Origin of the sequence: Burkholderia sp. IT-111MI5 (assembly GCF_949752865.1) — a bacterium.
GTDB lineage: Bacteria > Pseudomonadota > Gammaproteobacteria > Burkholderiales > Burkholderiaceae > Burkholderia > Burkholderia pyrrocinia_C.
Genome location: NZ_CATKIF010000071.1, coordinates 305,501 through 324,050 on the forward strand (window position 1 = coordinate 305,501; position 18,550 = coordinate 324,050).

At 69.0% G+C, this 18,550-nt stretch carries 14 protein-coding genes; 8 read left to right on the plus strand and 6 right to left on the minus strand.

From position 1 onward, the window contains the following. Positions 1 to 162: 162 nt before the first annotated feature. Complete coding sequence (locus ACM6JT_RS32855; RefSeq protein WP_034184391.1) at positions 163 to 882, minus strand: TetR/AcrR family transcriptional regulator; 720 nt, start codon at positions 880 to 882, stop codon at positions 163 to 165. Positions 883 to 1,233: 351 nt separating this feature from the next. On the opposite strand from ACM6JT_RS32855, the gene ACM6JT_RS32860 reads away from it, so the two are divergent. The 3 genes from ACM6JT_RS32860 to ACM6JT_RS32870 are packed head-to-tail and all read left to right on the plus strand — an operon-like array spanning position 1,234 to position 4,436. After that, positions 1,234 to 1,974, plus strand: a complete 741-nt coding sequence (locus ACM6JT_RS32860) for a YoaK family protein (RefSeq protein ID WP_105392429.1) — start codon at positions 1,234 to 1,236, stop codon at positions 1,972 to 1,974. A 48-nt stretch (positions 1,975 to 2,022) separates the two neighbouring features. Continuing rightward, positions 2,023 to 2,964: a hypothetical protein gene (locus tag ACM6JT_RS32865; protein ID WP_034184659.1), complete on the plus strand. Its 942-nt coding sequence runs from the start codon at positions 2,023 to 2,025 to the stop codon at positions 2,962 to 2,964. Positions 2,965 to 2,978: 14 nt separating this feature from the next. Further along, the gene (locus tag ACM6JT_RS32870; RefSeq protein WP_258170593.1) at positions 2,979 to 4,436 is read left to right on the plus strand and encodes an alginate export family protein; all 1,458 of its coding nucleotides are present in this window, start codon (positions 2,979 to 2,981) and stop codon (positions 4,434 to 4,436) included. A 28-nt stretch (positions 4,437 to 4,464) separates the two neighbouring features. Here the strand turns inward: ACM6JT_RS32870 and ACM6JT_RS32875 are convergent, their stop codons facing one another. Then, positions 4,465 to 5,370, minus strand: coding sequence for a LysR family transcriptional regulator (locus tag ACM6JT_RS32875; RefSeq protein WP_414857994.1), 906 nt, complete (start codon positions 5,368 to 5,370; stop codon positions 4,465 to 4,467). 124 nt (positions 5,371 to 5,494) lie between these two features. Between ACM6JT_RS32875 and ACM6JT_RS32880 the strand changes: the two genes are divergently transcribed. Both ACM6JT_RS32880 and ACM6JT_RS32885 read left to right on the plus strand, forming a co-directional pair. After that, positions 5,495 to 6,145: a DsbA family oxidoreductase gene (locus ACM6JT_RS32880; RefSeq protein ID WP_414857995.1), complete on the plus strand. Its 651-nt coding sequence runs from the start codon at positions 5,495 to 5,497 to the stop codon at positions 6,143 to 6,145. Positions 6,146 to 6,346: 201 nt separating this feature from the next. Next, on the plus strand, positions 6,347 to 7,288 hold the full coding sequence (locus tag ACM6JT_RS32885) for an MBL fold metallo-hydrolase (RefSeq protein ID WP_105392463.1): 942 nt from the start codon (positions 6,347 to 6,349) through the stop codon (positions 7,286 to 7,288). A 28-nt stretch (positions 7,289 to 7,316) separates the two neighbouring features. Here the strand turns inward: ACM6JT_RS32885 and ACM6JT_RS32890 are convergent, their stop codons facing one another. Continuing rightward, positions 7,317 to 8,225, minus strand: a complete 909-nt coding sequence (locus ACM6JT_RS32890; protein ID WP_414857996.1) for a helix-turn-helix domain-containing protein — start codon at positions 8,223 to 8,225, stop codon at positions 7,317 to 7,319. 397 nt (positions 8,226 to 8,622) lie between these two features. Here ACM6JT_RS32890 and ACM6JT_RS32895 point away from each other — a divergent pair, with 397 nt between their 5' ends. The 3 genes from ACM6JT_RS32895 to ACM6JT_RS32905 all read left to right on the plus strand — a co-directional run bounded on the left by ACM6JT_RS32895 (position 8,623) and on the right by ACM6JT_RS32905 (position 14,343). Further along, a complete protein-coding gene (locus ACM6JT_RS32895; RefSeq protein ID WP_414857997.1) occupies positions 8,623 to 11,520 on the plus strand; it encodes an ATP-binding protein in 2,898 nt (965 codons plus the stop codon). Between the two features lie 164 nt (positions 11,521 to 11,684). Then, the gene (locus ACM6JT_RS32900) at positions 11,685 to 13,574 is read left to right on the plus strand and encodes an amidohydrolase (RefSeq protein WP_243712485.1); all 1,890 of its coding nucleotides are present in this window, start codon (positions 11,685 to 11,687) and stop codon (positions 13,572 to 13,574) included. 97 nt (positions 13,575 to 13,671) lie between these two features. Next, on the plus strand, positions 13,672 to 14,343 hold the full coding sequence (locus tag ACM6JT_RS32905; protein ID WP_414857998.1) for a phosphohydrolase: 672 nt from the start codon (positions 13,672 to 13,674) through the stop codon (positions 14,341 to 14,343). A 78-nt stretch (positions 14,344 to 14,421) separates the two neighbouring features. Here the strand turns inward: ACM6JT_RS32905 and ACM6JT_RS32910 are convergent, their stop codons facing one another. The 3 genes from ACM6JT_RS32910 to ACM6JT_RS32920 all read right to left on the minus strand — a co-directional run bounded on the left by ACM6JT_RS32910 (position 14,422) and on the right by ACM6JT_RS32920 (position 18,481). After that, the gene (locus ACM6JT_RS32910) at positions 14,422 to 15,534 is read right to left on the minus strand and encodes an alkene reductase (protein WP_414857999.1); all 1,113 of its coding nucleotides are present in this window, start codon (positions 15,532 to 15,534) and stop codon (positions 14,422 to 14,424) included. 181 nt (positions 15,535 to 15,715) lie between these two features. Beyond that, positions 15,716 to 16,933, minus strand: a complete 1,218-nt coding sequence (locus tag ACM6JT_RS32915; protein WP_034184384.1) for an MFS transporter — start codon at positions 16,931 to 16,933, stop codon at positions 15,716 to 15,718. Between the two features lie 630 nt (positions 16,934 to 17,563). Next, positions 17,564 to 18,481, minus strand: a complete 918-nt coding sequence (locus tag ACM6JT_RS32920) for a LysR family transcriptional regulator (protein WP_034184382.1) — start codon at positions 18,479 to 18,481, stop codon at positions 17,564 to 17,566. Between the last annotated feature and the right edge of the window lie 69 nt (positions 18,482 to 18,550).

Consider the following 18,550-nt stretch of genomic DNA (forward strand, 5'->3'; position numbering starts at 1 on the left):
TCGCGCCGCAAGCGGCGGTCCGACGGTCGGCGCGACCGACCAAGGAGCCCGAGTGCGAAAATGCCGGATGCCGATTCGACCGTCATCGACCGTCGTCGACCGTCGTCGACCGTCGCGCCGCAGTTGCACGCGACCCGCGCGCGATCGCCGGCCGCCGCCGCGTCACGCGCGCCGGCGGCGCCGGCCGGTCGCGCCCGACGCGAGCTGCTTCAGCGTAGCGGGCGTGCCGTGCAGGAATGCGTCGATCAGCCGTTCGATTTCGGTATCGAGATCGTCGGGCACCGGCAGGCCGTAGACCCATTTGCGGACGCCGAAATAGAAGATGCTCGCGTGCAGGCTCCAGACCAGTTCGATTTCCGCATTGCGCTGGGCCTCCGTCGCCGGCGTGGCGATGTCGTATTCGTACCGCAGCTCGCGCAGCACCGGCAGGAATACGCGTTCGCGCAGCCGCGACAGGTAGCGCGTGTTGAACCCCTCGCGGCTGAGCCCCGCGAAGATGAAGGTGCGGATCCATTCGCGCCGCAGGATGGTCTGCGCGTACGCGCGGTAGAACGCGACGAGCCGCTCCTGCAGCGGGACCGCGCGATCGGCGATCAGCTTTTCCCAGTCGGGATCCCACGTGTAGATCTCGTCGTAGACACGATCGATCAGCGCTTCCTTGCTCGGAAAGTACCGGTACAGCAGCGGCTGGGTGACGCCGATCTGCCGCGCGAGCTCGCGCGTGCTGCCGGAAAAGCCGTGCGTCGCGAAGTGCTCGATCGCCTTCTCGACGATCTGACGCTCGCGCGCTTCCGGCGCGAGCCGGCGGCCCGGCGTGACGGCGTTGCCGTCGGTGTCGGTCCCGGGCTCGCGGGCCGGCGTGCTGCGTTTTCTTTCGGTCATTCGTCGGCTCCTGATGGCGCGCATGCCTAAACTATCGATCGAAAAATAACACGATCGGGGCCGCGAATACGGTTTGCAGCGCGGCTTTTGTTGCGGCGCTGAATTCCTTGCGGTATCGCCCTGCGTCGAACCGGACCGGCGCCTCCGTCCTGCGCGCGAGCCGGCGGATTCAGAAAATTTCAGGCCGCCGCCAAGACATTCAGGCCGGCCTTCACTACTCTAGCTTCCGAACCGCCGCATGGGCCGGATGCCAGTCGGCAAGCCGGACCCGTCGGCGAAACCGGAGCGGAACATGCTTTATCTGATCTCGTCGGGCGCCGGCGCAGTCGACACATTCCAGGAAACCGGCTCATGCCTTCGCAGCAAGTAACCGCGGGCGCCGCCGCCGCCGCGCCCGATCACGTGCGCGGCGAGGACGTGTTTCTCGCGTCGATCGCCGGTTATGTCGACACGCTTGGCTTCGTCGCGCTGTTCGGCCTGTTCACCGCGCACGTCACCGGCAACTTCATCCTGATCGGTTCGGGGCTGGCGGGCGTCGGGCAAGGGCTCGTGATCAAGTGGCTCGCGTTTCCGGCCTTCATCGCCGGCATCGTCGGCGCGCGCGTGCTGGACCATCGGATGCGCGTGCTGGGCCATGGCGTGCGCGCACGTTCGCTGTATGCGCTGCAGGCCGTGCTGCTGGCCGGGTTCATGCTGGCCGGCGTGATGGCATCGCCGATCGCCGACGCCGACGCGCCGAGGACGATCCTGTGCGGCCTGCTCGGCGCCGCGGCGATGGGTGTCCAGAACGCGCACGGCCGGCTGACGGCCCGCTCGGTCGTCGCCAACACGGTGATGACGGGCAATGTCACGCAGGCAGTGATCGATGCGTTCGACTGGCTCGTGCCGCTCGCAGCGCCTGCCGAACGGGACGCCGCGCGGGTGCGGCTGCGGCGCACGCTGCCGCCGGTCGCGGGCTTTGCGCTCGGGGCGGGCGCGGGGGCGGCGGCCTATGTGTTCGCCGCCTTCTGGGCACTGGCGCTGCCGCTCGCCGCGCTGTGCTTCCTCGCCTATCAATCCGGTCGGCCCGACACGCGGCCGACGTCACGCTGAATGCGCGCGCAGCATACGGCTGCGCTTGCCACTTTCAAGGAGAATTCGATGTTTGCACTGAAGTTGCGACAAGTATTGCGGATGACGGCCGCGTCGACGGCCGTGCTCGGCGCTTTGCTGGCGACCGCGCCGGCTCATGCCGACGAGACGCGCCTGCTGGAGACCTCGTCCGCGAAGGTGCCGGCCGTCGCGGTCGGCCCGCAATACGACACGACGCACGTGTGCGTCGCACCGGAGGATTTCGACCGCTTCACCGACAGCTTCGTCGCGACGTTCGGCGGCAAGAAGTCGAAGCAGGGCGTGTTCCAGGTCACGCCGACGCCGAGCCAGACGATGTCGCAGCTGGTGCTGACGCCGGTCGGCACGGTCTCGGTGTTCGGCTTCAAGACGCCGATTCCGTATCCGTTCTGCGAGGAGCGCACCGGCTATCTCGTCACCGACATGGACGTCGCGGTGAAGTCGGCGCGCGCGCACGGCGCGGACGTGATCGTCGACACGTTCCCCGATCCGATCGGCCGCGACGCGATCGTCCGCTGGCCGGGCGGCGTGAACATGCAACTCTACTGGCACACCCAGGCGCCGAAGTATGACCCGCTGCAGACGGTGCCGGAAAACCGCGTGTACGTGTCGCCGGAAAGCGCGAGCAAGCTGGTGCACGACTTCGTCGCGTTCTCGCGCGGCAAGGTCGTGTCCGACGTGCGCAAGGCGCCGGGCATCGAGATCGGCCGGCCGAACGACACGTATCGCCGCATCCGCATCGAGTCGGGCTTCGGCAAGATGACCGTGCTGGCTACTGACGGCCATCTGCCTTACCCGTTCGGCCGCGAGATGACCGGCTATGAAGTGCAGGATCTGGCCGCGACGCTGAAGCAGGCGCAGGCCGCGGGCGTGACCGTGCTGGTGCCGACCTTCACGTCGGACGGGCGCGATGCGGCGCTCGTGCAGTTCCCGGGCGGCTACGTCGCCGAGATCCACGCGCGGTCGAAATGATGGGCCGCCGGCCGATGAGACGGGCGTGGCGGCGCGTGCTGCCGGCCGCCGTGCTGGCGGGCGGCGTCGCGACGTGCGCCGGGACGGCGGCCGGCGCCGAGGAAGCCGCGGCGGCCGATGCCGCGGCGCCGGCCTCGACCGCCGGCGCGACGTGTACGGCCAAGCGGCCGACCGTGCTGTTCAACCGCTGGCAGGAAGACTGGTCGGTACTCGCGGATCCGTGCGTGCCGCGCAAGCCGCTCGATGCGCTGAAGTACATCCCGCTGGGCGCCGACCCGTCGACCTACCTGTCGCTCGGCGCGAACCTGCGCGAGCGCTTCGAGCTGAACAACGCGCCGCTGTTCGGGCTCGGCGCCGCGCATGACGACAATTACGTGATCCAGCGTGCGACGGTGCATGCGGATCTGCGTTATGCCGGGCATTTCCAGGCGTTCGTCCAGTTCGTCGATGCGCGGCCGTTCGGCAAGGATACGGTCGGGCCCGTCGACAAGGATCAGCTCGATATCGAGCAGGCGTTCGTCGCGTATGTCGATCAAATTGGCGGCGGCACGCTCAAGGCCCGCATCGGCCGGCAGGAGATGGCGTTCGACTTGCAGCGGTTCGTGTCGGTGCGCGACGGGCCGAACGTGCGCCAGGCGTTCGACGCGCTGTGGGCGAACTACGAAATCGGCAAATGGCGGCTGATCGGCTATGTGACGCGTCCGGTGCAATATCGCAACGACGCGGTGTTCGACGACGTGTCGAACCGGCACCTGCGATTCGACGGCGTGCGCGTCGAGCGCAGCGGCACGGGCCCCGGCGACCTGTCGGCCTACTGGTCGCGCTATACGCGCGACAACGCGCGTTATCTCGCGGGGGCCGGCACCGAGCGGCGCGACGTGTTCGACATGCGCTACGCGGGCAAATCCGGCCGGCTCGACTGGGACGTCGAGGCGATGCTCCAGACGGGGCACATCGGGCAGGACACGATCGGTGCGTGGGCGTTCGGCGCGCTGGGCGGCTACACGTTCACGAAGACGGCGGGCACGCCGCGCATCGGCATCCAGGTCGACGGCGCGTCGGGCGACAAGCATCCCGGCGACGGGCGCATGGGCACCTTCAACCCGCTGTTCCCGAACGGCTATTACTTCACGCTGGCCGGCTACACCGGCTACAGCAACCTGATTCACGTGAAGCCTTCGCTGACGTTCAAGCCGGCCAGCAACGTGACGGTGCTGACCGCGGTCGGTTTCCAGTGGCGCGAGTCGACAGCCGACGCGATCTACGGGCAAGGGATGTCGGCGGTGCCGGGCACGGCCGGCAAGGGCGGTTCGTGGACGGGCATGTATGCGCAGGCCCGCGTGGACTGGCTCGTCAATGCGAACGTGGCGCTGGCCGTCGAGGCCGTGCACTTCCAGATCGCCAACTCGATTCGCGCGCTCGGTGCGCGCAATGCCGACTATGTCGGCATGGAAGCGAAGTTCGGCTGGTAATGCGGCGCGGCGCGCCGCGCCGCGCGGCTCAGTGCTGCGCGCGCGCCAGCGCTTCGACAAAATCGATGAACGCCGTCACGCGCTTCGAGCCGCGCTGGTTCGGCAGGTAGAGCGCGGTGACGACCGAGCGCGCCGCATCGGGCGTGATGTCGTACTGTTCGAAGAGCCTGCGCAGGCGGCCCGATTGCACGTCGGCATCGACCAGCCAGTCAGGCAGCAGCGCGATGCCGGCGCCGTCGAGCACGGCATCGCGCAACACCTCGCTGTGATTCGACTTCAGGCGCCCGGCGACGAGCACTTTCGTCGTGCCGTGCGCATCGGCAAACGTCCACGCCTGCTGGTCGCCGCCGAAGTGAAAGCGCAGACACCCGTGATCGACCAGCTCGCCCGGCGCCGATGGCGTGCCGTGCGCATCGAGGTAGTCGTGGCTCGCGACCACATAGCGCTGGAACGTGCCGAGCGGCCGCGCGACGACTTCCGCGGACGGCGCTGCTTCACCGAGCCGGATCGCGACGTCGATCCGGCCGGCGACGAGATCGACGCGTTCGTCGGTGAGCTGCAGGTCGAGGTCGAGCTTCGGATAGCGTGCGAGGAAGGCCGCGACGTGCGGCGCGATGCGGCGCACGCCGTACGCGACCGGCACCGACACGCGCAGCGGTCCGGACGGCTCGTCGCCGCGATCGGAAACCAGTGCGTCGGCTTCCGCGAGTTCCTCGAGCAGCCGCTTCGCGCGGGCGTAGTACACGGAGCCGGCATCGGACAGCGTGACCTGTCGCGTCGTGCGGTTCAGCAGCACGGTGCCGAGCGACGCCTCGAGCGCATCCACCGCGCGCACCACCGACGACGCCGCGAGCTCGAGGCGCCGTCCCGCGCTCGAGAAGCCGCCGGCTTCCGCTACTTCCACGAACGCGCGCAGCGCGGAGAATTTGTCCATGTCGTCGCCTTTGTGACTTCGTGTCTTTGTGCGCGCCGCAACGATGCATTGCGTGCCGTTCGCATTCTATCGTCGGCCCGCACGCGCTATCTTCCGGACTGCAATGTACAGGAAGGAGCCTGCGATGAAACCCCTCGAAGTAACGGTGACCTACGACCTCATCTGCCCGTGGTGCTGGATCGCGGAGCACCGGCTCGCGGAGGCGATCGACGAAGCCGGCCTGGCCGGCCACGTGAGCGTCCGGTTCGTGCCGTTCGAACTGAACCCGTCGATGCCGGCCGGCGGCATGGACCGCAAGGCGTACCGGAGCGCGAAGTTCGGCAGCTGGGCGCGCTCGCAGGCACTCGACGCGCATGTGGCCGAAGCCGGCCGGGCGGCCGGCCTCGTGTTCGATCATGCGCGGATCGCACGCACGCCGAACACGCGGCTTGCACACCGGCTCGTCTGGTTCGCCCAGCAACGCGGCAGCGCGGTCGCGCTCGTCGACGCGCTGTTTGCCGCGTATTTCCGCGACGGCCGCGATATCGGCGATGCGGACGTGCTGGTCGAGATTGCGGTCGGCGCCGGTTTGCCGGGCGACGCGGTGCGTGCGTTCCTGGCGTCCGGCGAAGGGCTCGACGCGGTGGTCGCGCTCGAAGCGCAGGCGGCAAGCGAAGGCGTTGCTTCGGTGCCGTCGACGCGCATCGGGCTGTCGGTCGTCAGCGGCGCGCAGCCGGCTGCCGTCTTTCGCGATGCATTGATTGCCGCGCAGCACGCGCGTGACCGGGCCGCCTGAATCCGGGCCGGCGCCGCCGGGGCCCGGCCTTCAGAACGATTCATGTCCCGCTCAGGATTATTGAGAATCCGGCCGGTAAGCTCGGTGTCGCGTGCATCTCGCCGGCCGGGCCGGCCGAGCGGCGCGCAACGTCGATACGCAACCCGGGAAACGGACATGAAGAACCTGAACTGGCGCACGCGCGCGGCGCGCTCGGGCCGCATGCTGCTCATCGCGTGGTGCACCGGCATCCTCGCATCGGTCGCGTTCGCGGGCGAGCCGGGCGGCGGCAACCAGGCCCCCGGTTTCTATCGGCAGAAGCTCGGCGACCTCCGGATCGTCGCGCTGTCCGACGGCACGCATCCGTTTCCGGTCGATACGGTCTTCCGCGATGTGTCGAAAGACGACATCCGGCGCGATCTCGATCGCGAGTTTCTCGAGCCGCCGGTACAGGGATCGATCAACGCGTTCCTGGTCGATACGGGATCGAAGCGGATTCTCGTCGATACGGGCGCCGGCGTGCTGTATGGCGACTGCTGCGGCAAGCTGCTCGCGAACCTGCGCGCGGCAGGCTATGCGCCGGAGCAGATCGACGAAGTGTTGCTCACGCACCTGCACAAGGATCATGTCGGCGGCATTGCGTCGAACGGCAGGATGACCTTTCCGAATGCGGTCGTTCGCGTGAACGAGATCGAAGCGAATTACTGGCTCGATCCGGACAACAAGGCACAGGCGCCGGCGTTCCTCGCGTCGTTTTTCGATGCGGCGGCCGCGTCGGTCGCGCCGTACGTCGCGGCGGGACGCTTCAAGACCTTTCGCGGCGAAGCGACGCTCGCCCCCGGCATTCGCGCGGTGCCGATGCCCGGCCATACGCCGGGCCATACGGCCTATCTGATCGAGAGCGGCAACGCCGGGCTGCTCGCGTGGGGCGACATCGTGCACGTCGCGGCGATCCAGTTGCAGGATCCGGACGCGACCGTCCAGTACGACAGCGATGCCGATGCGGCGCGCCGCACCCGGCGCGCTACGCTGAAGCGCGTCGCGGACAAGCGTTATCTGGTCGGTGCCGCGCACATCGCGTTTCCCGGGCTCGGGCATCTGCGCAGGGACGGGGAGCAGTACGACTGGGTGCCGGTCAATTACGACGCGACGCCGCTTCAATGACGCGCATGGCGCGCGCGTGGCGGCTGCTTCAGCGTGACAGTTCGCGCCGCCATGCGCCGGGCGGATGGCCGACGATGCGCGCGAACACGCGGTTCAGGTGGCTCTGGTCCGCGAAGCCGCAGACGGCCGCGATTTCCGCGAGCGTCATGTCGGTCGTCTCGATCAGTTGCCGGGCGCGGATCACGCGCTGTTCGAGCAGCCATTGATGCGGCGTGCGGCCCGTCGTGCGCGAGAACGCGCGGATGAAATAGCCGCGCGACAGATCGCATTCGTTGGCCACTTCCTCGATCGATACGCCGAGGTTGGCCTTTTCCATCAGCAGTTCCTTCGCGAGCGCGGCCTTGGCCGGCGACAGCAGGCCCTTGCGCTGCAGGTCGCGCGCGTGCGCATTGCCGTAGCGGCATGCGAGATGCGTGCCGATCGCGAGCCCCATCTGCTCGACGAACAGCGTGTTCAGCGCGCCCGGCGCGTCGAGGCTGTGGGCGACGGCGTGCGCGAGATGGCCCAGCACCGCGTCCTGCGTGTCGGGCGCGCAAGTCAGGCCGCCGATTTCCGTTCCGTCGTGCTCGCGGCCGAGACGGTCGAGGTAGCTGCGCGACAGCTCGACGAGCAGGAAGTCGAACTTGCCGTACAGGTCGGCGCGGAAATTCCGGGAAAAGTCGCGAATGTAGATCGAGTTGTTTTGAAACCGCCGCTCGGATTTGCCGGCCCCGCCGTAGATCGTGCGCCGGTGCCCGCCATTCAGCGACACGCCGATCAGGAAGCCGCGGTCGCTGGCCGCCATCTCGATGCGCTCGAATTGCTCGTCGCGCATGCATTTGCGGTGCAGCGTCAGGCCGCCGACCGACCTTTCAATATCCTTGGACAACAGGGTCGAGATGCATCCGAGCGTGTCTTTCGGCGTAGGCGCCGGTGGCGCGGCGAGAGGGGCTGGCATGGTGGAACGATCCTTCGATGGGGTGCGGTGCGCGAGCATCCTGGTTGCGTGCAGTGTATAGCACGGCCGACAGGCCCAAGATAACTTGAATAAATGTCCGCTGGCTGACGGAATGCTTGAGGCGGTCGATCCATGCCGCGCCAGGCCCGGCCGGCCTGCGAAGGCGCGATTCCGATCGATGCTGCCCCATTTGTAATCGCGCGCCGCGGGTTCGGCGGCATGCCTTTCTGCACGGCGCCAGCGCATTTTCCTTCAAGATTTTTGTTTAACCCGCGTTTACACTCGGCCCACTTTTTGAGACTTTGCGCCCGGCCTGCAGGGCTGGCCGGGTGCGGACTCCCGCCCCGGTGAACCGTGCGTTCACATGGCGGTCATCGTGGGGAACCTGGAGGCGGCCATGATCCAGATCGGGCATTTGTCGGTGGATTTCGAGCAGCGCGACATTCGCCATCACGGCGCGTCGCTGCGGATCGGCGCACGCGCGCTCGACATCCTTGAAGTACTGCATCGCGCGAACGGTTCCGTCGTGTCGAAGGACGACATCATGGATGCCGTCTGGCCGGGCCTGATCGTCGAGGAAAACCGGCTGCAGGTCCATGTCGCGACGTTGCGCAAGGCACTGGGCGCGAACCGCGACCTGATCAAGACGGTGCCGGGCCGCGGCTACCTGCTGATCGCGCAGCCGCCGGTCGCGCATTCGGCGGCGCCGCGCGCGGCCGACTGTCCGCCCGAGGTTGCCGCTGCCTTTCATCCGGTTCCGCTGGTCGGACGTCAGGCCGAGATCGAGCAGATCGTCGACATGATCGGACGTGCGCCGGTCGTCACGCTGGTCGGTGCGGGCGGCATCGGTAAGACGAGCCTGGCCAACCGCGTCGTGCACGAGCTGCGCAGCCGGTCCGGCGAGCGTGGCCTGTTCGTGGAGCTGGCCAGTGCCGCGACGCGCGACGACGTGCTGCTCGCGATTGCCGCGGCACTGGGGCTCGACACGGACGGCGTGCCTGCCGCCGACCGCATCGGCGACGCATTCGCCGCTTCGCGCGGCCTGCTCGTGCTCGACAACGCGGAGCACGTCGTCGACCTGGTGGCCGACCTCGTCGAAACGCTGACGTCGCGCGCCGCGCCGCTGCGCGTGCTCGTGACGAGCCGCGAGCCGCTTCATATCTCGGTCGAAGCCGTGTTTCGCGTGGCCCCGCTGGCGGTGCCGGACGGCAGCGCGTCCGTCGACGAGATCGTGCGCCATTCGGCCGTCGAACTGTTTCTGGCGCGGATTCGTGCCGCCACGCCCGATTGCGAGGTCGACGCGGCCGGCGTCAGGCTGATCGGCGACATCTGCCGGCGCCTCGACGGGCTGCCGCTGGCGATCGAACTGGCCGCCGCGCGCGTCGCGACGCTCGGGCTCGAGGTGGTCGCGTCGCGTCTCGACGACCGGCTGAACCTGCTGACGGGCGGGCTGCGCTCGGCGCTGCCGCGCCACCAGACGCTGCGGGCGACGTTCGACTGGAGCTACGTGCTGCTGGATGCGGCCGCGCGGTCGCTGTTTCGTCGCATGGCGTGCTTCATCGGCCCGTTTACGTTCGATGCGGCCCGCGAGGTGGCGATGGACCCCGGCATGTCGGCCGCCGGGATGATCGCGGTGCTCGGCGAGCTGGTCGCGAAGTCGCTGGTGACCGTCGAGTTCGACGGCGCGCAGGCGCGCTACCGGTTGACGGAATCGACGCGCGCGTATGCGCTCGAGAAGCTGCACAACGAGGGCGAATTCGAAGCCGTCGCCGAGCGTCATGCGCGCTACGAACGCGAGCAGGGGGAAGCGCGGATGCTGACGCAGGCGCAAGCCGCGGACCTCGCGAGCCTGCGTCTCGCGGCGGGCGAGCCGGCGCCGGCACCGGGCGAGCCCGCGGCGGCCGAGCCGCACGCGCTGGAAGCGGACGCGCTGGCGCTCGCGTTGCGGGAGCCGGCGCGGATGCGCGAATGTTCGATATCGGCGAGGCGAGCGCTCGACGCAATCGAGGCCGGGGCGGCCGGGGGCATCGATGCGGCGCGCGAAATGCGCCTGCGCGCGGCCTATGCGGCGGCGCTGCTGCATACCGACGGCGATACGCACACGGCCGCGGCGATGTGGGACCGGACGCTCGGTCTCGCAGGCCGGATCGGCGACGAGGCGTTCGACGCGCGTGCGCTGGTCGGGCTGTGGAACACGATGCTAACGCGCTCCGACATCCACGAATCGCTGCGCTACGCGACGCGCTTCGAGCGCGCCGCGGAGCGGCGGGGCGACCGGTCGCAGCGGCTGCTGGCGACCGCGATGGTCGCGACCTCGCTGCATTACTTCGGCGAGCATGCGCAGGCGCGCGAGCGGCTGGAGGCGGCGATGGCCGAGCTGGCCGAGGTCGGCGAACCGTCCTGTGCAGAGGCGGCGCTCGGGATCGACGTCGCGACGCTCGGCCGGACGATGCTGACGCGGCTCGTGTGGATGCAGGGCGACCCGGAATATGCAATGCGACTGGCGGCGCAGGCGGTCGAATGCGCGCGCCGCAGCGATTCGGCGCCGGCGTTGTGCGTGGTGCTCGGCGCCGCGGCCGTGCCGATTGCATTGCGCTATGGTGATCACGACGTGATTTCCGATTATCTCGGGACGCTGCGATCGACCGCAGAGGCGAACGGCTTCGACGTCTGGCTCGGCCACGCGGAATGCCTTGCCGGGCAGTTCGACATGCAGACCGGGCACCCCGGTGCCGGTCTCGCGCGGCTCGAGCCCGCGCTGCGGCGCATCGAGGCGAGCGGCTTTCAGCGCACGCTCGCGCCGCTGATCGTCGCGTACGCGGAAGGGCTGACGCGCACGGGCCGCGCGGCCGAGGCATGCACGAAGCTCGACGCGACGCTCGCGCGCTGCCGCACGCACGGCGAGCACCTGTTCGTGCCCGAGCTGCTGCGCGCCAGGGGGCTCGCGATGCTCGAACAGGCACGCAGCGCCGATGCGGACCTCGCGATCGCCTGCGAAGCCGACGGGCACCGTCATCTGCTGATGGGGATCCATACCGCGAACGGGCAAGGGGCCGCGATGTGGGCGCTGCGCGGCACGCTCGATCTCGCCGATCACCTGATCGAGCGCGGGCGGACCGGGCAGGCTTCGTCGCTGCTGGCCAGTCTGTCAGGGTATTTCGATCCGCAATCGCGTGCGTTCGACGTGCGCCGGCTGGCGCGCGTGCAGAACTTCGTCCGGCCGGAGACGACGCCGTCGACGGGCCGTACGCGGATGCGGCATGAGGCGGCGGATGCGATGCAGCAGGTGGCGTAACGGCGCGCCCGGCCCGCGCAGGACGCAGCCGCGCCATCGCGCCGCAGCCTGCCGGTCCGATCGATCAACGTTCAAGGGGAAGTGGATGGTCCGTGTATCGTCAATCCGGGTGCATGCCGCGTGCGGCCGTATGCCGGCTTTCGGCGCAAACAGGAGGCCGGACGGTGCTTAAGGCGACGGAATCCGCCGCAACGGCGGACCTCATCGTATGCAACGGCAAGATCGCGACGCAGGACGACCGGCAGTCGTTCGTGACCGCGCTCGCGGTGAAGGACGGCCGGATTCTCGCGACCGGCAGCGGGCACGAGGTGATGCGCCATGCGCGCGCCGACACGCTGCGCATCGACCTGAACGGCCGCACCGTGATCCCGGGGCTGAACGATTCGCACCTGCACGTGATCCGCGGCGGCCTGAACTTCAACCTGGAACTGCGCTGGGACGGCGTGCCGACGCTCGCCGATGCGCTCTGCATGCTGCGTCGCCAGGTGCTGCGCACGCCTGCGCCGCAGTGGGTGCGCGTCGTCGGCGGCTGGACCGAATTCCAGTTCGCGGAAAAGCGCGGGCCGACGGCGGCCGAGCTCAACGCGATCGCGCCCGACACGCCGGTCTTCATCATGCACCTGGGCGATAGCGCGCTGCTGAACGCGGCCGCGCTGCGCGCGATCGGCTATGGCCGCGATACGTCCGATCCGCCCGGCGGCGAAATCCAGCGCGATCGCCTCGGCAGGCCGACCGGCATGCTGATCGCGCGCCCGGACCTGGGCATCCTGCATGCGGCGCTCGAGAAGGGCCCGAAGCTCGGCTACGACGAGCAGATGAATTCGATGCGGCATTTCCTGCGCGAACTGAACCGCCTCGGCGTGACGAGCGCGATCGACGCGGGCGGCGATTTCCAGGCCTATCCGGACGACTATGGCGCGATCATGGCGCTCGCGAAGCGCGGCGAACTGACGGTGCGCATCGCCTACAGCCTGTTCGTGCAGCATGCCGGACAGGAACTCGACGATTACGCGCGATGGGTGACGCTGGCGCAGCCCGGCGACGGCGACGGGTTCCTGCGGATGAACGGCGCCGGCGAACTGCTGGTGTATTCGGCAGCCGATTTCGGGAATTTCCTCGAACCGCGCCCCGATCTGCCCGCCGCGCTCGAGGCTGAGCTGGCCGCGGTGGTCCGGCTGCTGGTGCGGCACCGCTGGCCGTTCCGGCTGCACGCGACCTACGACGAATCGATCGGCCGCTTCCTCAATGTGCTCGAAGCCGTGAACCGCGACATCCCGTTCGACGGGCTGCGCTGGTTCTTCGATCATTGCGAGACGATTTCGGATGCGAACATCGCGCGCATCGCCGCGCTCGGCGGCGGCGTGACGGTCCAGCACCGGATGGCGTTCCAGGGCGAGTACTTCATTGCGCGCTACGGCGCCGAAGCGGCCGCGCGCACGCCGCCGATCCGCGCGATGCTGGCGGCCGGGCTGCCGGTCGGCGCGGGCACCGATGCGACGCGTATCGCGAGCTACAACCCGTTCGTGGCGTTGTACTGGATGGTGTCCGGGCGCACGGTCGGCGGCACGGCGCTCTACCCCGAACGCAACCGGCTCAGCCGGATGGAAGCGCTGCGCCGCTATACGGTCGGCAGCGCATGGTTCTCGAACGAGGACGACCGCAAGGGCGCGCTGGTGCCCGGCCAGTACGCGGATTTTGCGGTGCTGACGGACGACTACTTCACGATCGACGACGCGCAGATCAAATCCTTGTCGTCGGTGCTGACGGTCGTCGGCGGCAAGGTCGTGCATGCGGACGACGAGTTTGCGCCGCTTGCGCCGCCGCCGCTGGCGGTCCGCCCCGCGTGGTCGCCGGTGGCCGAATTCGGCGGTGTCGGCGGATTCGGCCAGCGTCGTCCGGCCGCGCCGGCACAGCCGCGTGCGGCGGCCGACGCCGGCCCGGATGCCGGTTCCGTGCGCGGTTACGGGCGTCGTTTCGCGCAGTGCCTGCATGCGGCCGCGACAGAGTCCGTCAAGCAGTGCGAAGCATTCGGTCAACCCGGTGTCGTCTTTTAGGATGGCGTCGCTCAGCGGGCCGGCCGGGCGACCCCGGCGCGTGCCGCGCGATGAATGGATAATTTCCCGCCCCCGGCGCGGGGCAGAAGGAGACGAGATGAATTCTGCGCACACGTGCGCATCGGCCCATGACGAAGTCGCCGGCGTCCGCATTCCCCGGACGCCGATGGCGATCGAAGCCGCCGAAGCGGCATGCGCGTCGCTGCCGCAGGTGATTACCGACCACGCGTGCCGGGTGTTCGTTCTCGCGTCGCTTGCCGCGCGACGTGCCAGCGAGACCTGCGATGCCGATACGCTGTACGTGGCCGCGATGTACGCGAACATGGGCTTGAGCACCGCGTATGGCCGTTCGACCGAGCGCTACGAGCTCGACAGCGCCGATGCCGCGCAGGCGTTCCTGCTGCGCCATCAGACGTCGCAGCGGATGCGCGACGACGTGTGGCACGCGATCGCGCTGCATACGTCGCCCGGTGTGGCCGCGCGCGTGTCGCCGCTCGCGCGCGTGCTGGCGTCCGCCGTATCGACCGACCTGATGGCAACCGGCGTCGACGCGTATTCGGCCGACGAGCGGCGGGCGCTGCTCGCCGCGTACCCGCGCGGCGACGGGTTCGGCGACGCGTTCCTCGACGCGATCGCGCGCGGGGTCGCGCACCGGCCGGCGTCGACGTTCGGCACGTGGAGCGCCGACGTGCTCGAGCGCGCCGATCCGGATTTTCACCGGCCGAACTTCTGCGGACGCGTGCTGGGCGCGCGCTGGAACGACGCGTGAGCGGGTCGGCACGACGGGTTCGACCGAGGTCGGCGACGGCCTGAGCGAGACCGCATCGGGCCGCCGCCGGAGCGGGGCTCAGGCCGCCCGGCTGGCCGCGTCGTGACGCGCATAGTCGACGTATCCCGCGCGGTCGCTGCCATACCAGCCGACCGGCTTCGGCGCGGCGAGCGGCGCATTCGCCGCGATGCGCTCGACGAGATCGGGGTTCGCGATGTACGCGCGCGCAAACGCGACGAGATCGGCGTCGCCGGCATCGATCAGAGCGTTCGCGGCCTCCGGCGCGATGCCGCCGTTGACGATCAGCGTGCCGCCGAAGGTCTTGCGCGTGTTCTCGACGATGCGCGGCAGGTCGGGCTCGCCGCTCCAGCCGTTGGTGTCGGCCGCGTGCAGATAGGCGACGCCGGCTTCGTCGAGCATGCGGCCGACGTACGCGTACGTCGCGTCCGGATCCGCGTCGCGCACGTTGTTGTACTTCGCGTACGGCGAGATGCGCACGCCCACGCGGTCGAGCGGCGTCACGCCGCCGACCGCGTCGACGATTTCCTCGAGGAAGCGCGCGCGGTTCGCGATCGAGCCGCCGTAACGGTCGTCGCGGCGGTTCAGCGTCGACGACAGGAACTGGTGCGGCAGGTAGCCGTTGGCCGCGTGGATCTCGACGCCGTCGAAGCCGGCCGCCATCGCGCGGATCGCCGCCTGGCGGAATTCGTCGACCGTCCCGGCGACTTCGTCCGTCGTCATCGCACGCGACGGCGTCGCGTGAATCTTCGTGTAATAGCCGTTCTGCAACTGCGCCCACACCTGCAGCTGCTCGAGATCGTCGTTGACGCCCGACGGCGACAGCGGCGCATCGCCGCCGAGCAGCGTCAGCGAGCTGACCCGGCCGCCGTGCCACAGCTGCGCGAAGATGCGGCCGCCGTTCGCGTGGACCGCGTCCGTGATCTGCTTCCAGCCGGCCGCCTGTTCGTCGGTGACGAGCCCCGGCGTCAGTTCGAACGATGCGGAGGCCGGGCTGACGTTGGTCGCTTCGGTCACGATCAGGCCGGCGGATGCGCGCTGCGCGTAGTACTCGGCCATGAGTTCGGTCGGCTGGCCGCGCGACGGCGCGCGCGAACGCGTCATCGGCCCCATCACGACACGGTTGGGAAGCGGCAGGCCGCGCAGATCGTAGTGGCTGAGCAGGGAAGACATGATGGATTCCTTTTGCGTGGAGCACGGCGGCGCCGCTTATCGTGCGATAGCGTCCGGTTGTAACCGGCGCAACGGCGGGCCCTGCGGAAAGTTCGGGAGTGACGCGGGTGACGTGCCGGCAGCGTTCCGGCGCGCGAACGGCCCGGGCGGGATTCGCGCGTGAACCGGTGCCGGCGCCGGTTCAGGACTGAGCGTGGCGTTCCGCGTGCGGACGGCCGATGGCAAGGTAGTGGATGAGCGCAACGATCGGGAACGCGCCGGCGACCGCGGCGACGAGCGGCCAGCCGCCATGCTCGTACAGCGGGCTCGCGAGTGCGGAGCCGATGGCGCCGCCGACGAAGATGCTCGTCATGTACAGCGCGTTCAGGCGGTTGCGGCTCGCCGCGTGCAGCGCGTAGATCTCGCGCTGGCCGAGCACCATGTTCATCTGCACCGCGAAATCGAGCACGATGCCCGTGACGACCAGGCCATACAGGCCGGCGCCGTGGATCAGCGCGACCGCATACGACAGGGCGCCGGCAACCAGCGCGATCAGCGTCGCCCGCACGGTATGGCCGGCATCCGCGAGGCGGCCCGCGACCGGCGCCGACGTCGCGCCGATCGCGCCGACCAGCGCGAACAGGCCGATAGCCGATTGCGACAGCCCGTAGTGACGCGTCAGCTCGACCGGCACGGCGGTCCAGAACAGGCTGAACGACGCGAACATCAGGCCCTGGTAGAACGCGCGATGGCGCAGCACCGGCATCGTGCGGACCAGATGCAGCAGCGAGCCGATCAGCTCGAAATAGGTCGCGCGGTGATCGGGCTGGCGCGACGGGATCGTCAGCGCGAGCACGGCCGTCACGAGCGTCATCAGCACGGCGGCGGCCGCGAACACGAAGCGCCAGCCGAACGCGTCGGCCACGACGCTCGACAGCGGGCGCGCGAGCAGGATGCCGAGCAGCAGCCCGCTCATGATCGTGCCGACCACGCGGCCGCGCGAATGATCCGGCGCGAGGTGCGCGGCGAGCGGCACCAGGATCTGCACGGCGACGGAACTGAAGCCGACGAGCAGCGAAATCGCGAGGAACAGCCCGGGCGTCTGGACGACCGCGGCCGCCGCGAGGCTCGCGATCGACACGACGGCCGTGACGATCATCAGCTTGCGGTTCTCGAGCAGGTCGCCGAGCGGCACGATGAAGAACAGGCCGAGCGCATAGCCGATCTGCGTCAGCGACACGATGAGGCTCGCGGTTTCGCCGGACATGTGCAGGCTCGGCGCGATGAGTTCGGTGATCGGTTGCGCGTAGTACAGGTTCGCGACGATCGCGCCGCAACTGAACGCGAACAGCAGGATGAGGCCCTGCGTGAGCTTGGCCGCGTGCCCGTGGGGCGCGAGCGGGGTGGTTTCTGCTGACATGGTCGACTCCTTGGAAAGAGATATCGGGTGCCCGTGCGTCGGGCGGGCGTTGCGATTGCCGTCGCGGCGAAACGGAAGCCGCCGCATTGCCGTCAAGATTATTGATCGATCGATAACAAGGGAATACGTCCGGGGCGCAATCGAGCATTGCGCGCCACGCAAAGGGGTCGGACCGGGCGCGGAGGCCGGCCGACGCGACGCGGCATGCGGCCGCCCGTGACGGGGTTCGCAACGCGGTTCGTGACGTGACATCGTGCGCACGGGGCGGCCGCGCCTGCGCGAGGGTGACCGTGTCGGCGAGGGGCTTCGGTATGTCGGATGCGATAGGGGCCCGCGGCGTGCAGGCCGCGTTGCCGGCGAGCGCGATGCGGCCGCCGGCAACGCCGGGCCGAGGACTTCGAAGACGGCCTGGACGGACGCTGCGGCGGTCGCGATCTTCATGATGTGCCTCTCGAAACGGGCTCCCGGCGCGGATATCGCGGATCGCGAAGCCCGATGAGGCCAGTCTGGATCGACAGCGCTGAATAGTCCTGAACGCCGTCTTAAATCACGTGATTCATGCGGCGCGCGCGGTGGCGAGGAGGATCGGATTCAAAAGCGGGATTCAACGGCGGGCTTCAACGACGAGTATCAACAGCGCTTGCCCTGCAGCGTCGGAATCTCCGCGAACAGCCCCGCGAGCCAGTCGACGAAGACCTTGAGCTTGACGGGCGTATGCCGATTGGGCGGATACAGGATCGAGATCGGCCGGGGCGGCGGGTTGAAATCGGTCAGCACCTCGCGCAGGCGCCCCGATTTCAGATACGGCTCGACCAGGTACAGCGAGGTCTTGATCAGGCCGATCCCCGCGACGCCGCACTCGATGTAGGTGTCGGCGTCGTTGACCGCGACCGTGCCGCACATCTGCACGATGCGCGCTTCGCCGTCGACGACGTAGTCCCACGGCCGCGGGCGGCCCGTATCGGCCGAGATGTGGCTGACCGCGATGTGCTGCGCGAGATCGTCCACCGTTTCGGGTGCGCCGCATCGTTCGAGATACGTGGGGGACGCGCAGGTGCAGGTGGTCAGGCTGCCGATCCGCTTCGCGACCAGCCCCGAATCGTCGAGCGCGCCGATTCGCACCACGCAGTCGACGCCTTCGCCGACGAGGTCGATCTGGCGATCGGTCACGCCGAGCTCGACCATGATGCCCGGATGGGCGGCGAGAAATTCGGGCAGCGCGGGCACCATGATCTGCTTCGCCATGGCCGGCGGCAGGTTCACCTTCAGGCGGCCGCGCGGCACGTTGCGCGCCTGCGATACCGATGCCTCCATGTCGTCGATCTCGCGCAGCACCGCGACCGAGCGTTCGTAGTACGCCTGCCCGTCCTCGGTGAGCGAGATCCGGCGCGTGGTGCGGTTCAGCAGCCGGCAGCCGAGATGCTGTTCGAGCGCGCTCAGCAGAGCGGACACGCGCGGCGTCGTCAGGCCAGTCGTGTCGGACGCGCGCGTGAAGCTGCCTGTCTCGACGATGCGCGTAAACACGCGCATTGAAAGCAAGGTATCCATCGTTCCGAAATCTCCAGCCTGTTTATTGCCCGCGCCGGTTCATGCCGGCGCGATGTGTCGTGTGATGCC

Coding starts and splice junctions, on each gene's coding strand:
- ACM6JT_RS32855 (WP_034184391.1), bottom strand. CDS start 882: ATGACCGAAAGAAAACGCAGCACGCCGGCCCGCGAGCCCGGGACCGAC.
- ACM6JT_RS32860 (WP_105392429.1), top strand. CDS start 1,234: ATGCCTTCGCAGCAAGTAACCGCGGGCGCCGCCGCCGCCGCGCCCGAT.
- ACM6JT_RS32865 (WP_034184659.1), top strand. CDS start 2,023: ATGTTTGCACTGAAGTTGCGACAAGTATTGCGGATGACGGCCGCGTCG.
- ACM6JT_RS32870 (WP_258170593.1), top strand. CDS start 2,979: ATGAGACGGGCGTGGCGGCGCGTGCTGCCGGCCGCCGTGCTGGCGGGC.
- ACM6JT_RS32875 (WP_414857994.1), bottom strand. CDS start 5,370: ATGGACAAATTCTCCGCGCTGCGCGCGTTCGTGGAAGTAGCGGAAGCC.
- ACM6JT_RS32880 (WP_414857995.1), top strand. CDS start 5,495: ATGAAACCCCTCGAAGTAACGGTGACCTACGACCTCATCTGCCCGTGG.
- ACM6JT_RS32885 (WP_105392463.1), top strand. CDS start 6,347: ATGCTGCTCATCGCGTGGTGCACCGGCATCCTCGCATCGGTCGCGTTC.
- ACM6JT_RS32890 (WP_414857996.1), bottom strand. CDS start 8,225: ATGCCAGCCCCTCTCGCCGCGCCACCGGCGCCTACGCCGAAAGACACG.
- ACM6JT_RS32895 (WP_414857997.1), top strand. CDS start 8,623: ATGATCCAGATCGGGCATTTGTCGGTGGATTTCGAGCAGCGCGACATT.
- ACM6JT_RS32905 (WP_414857998.1), top strand. CDS start 13,672: ATGAATTCTGCGCACACGTGCGCATCGGCCCATGACGAAGTCGCCGGC.
- ACM6JT_RS32910 (WP_414857999.1), bottom strand. CDS start 15,534: ATGTCTTCCCTGCTCAGCCACTACGATCTGCGCGGCCTGCCGCTTCCC.
- ACM6JT_RS32915 (WP_034184384.1), bottom strand. CDS start 16,933: ATGTCAGCAGAAACCACCCCGCTCGCGCCCCACGGGCACGCGGCCAAG.
- ACM6JT_RS32920 (WP_034184382.1), bottom strand. CDS start 18,481: ATGGATACCTTGCTTTCAATGCGCGTGTTTACGCGCATCGTCGAGACA.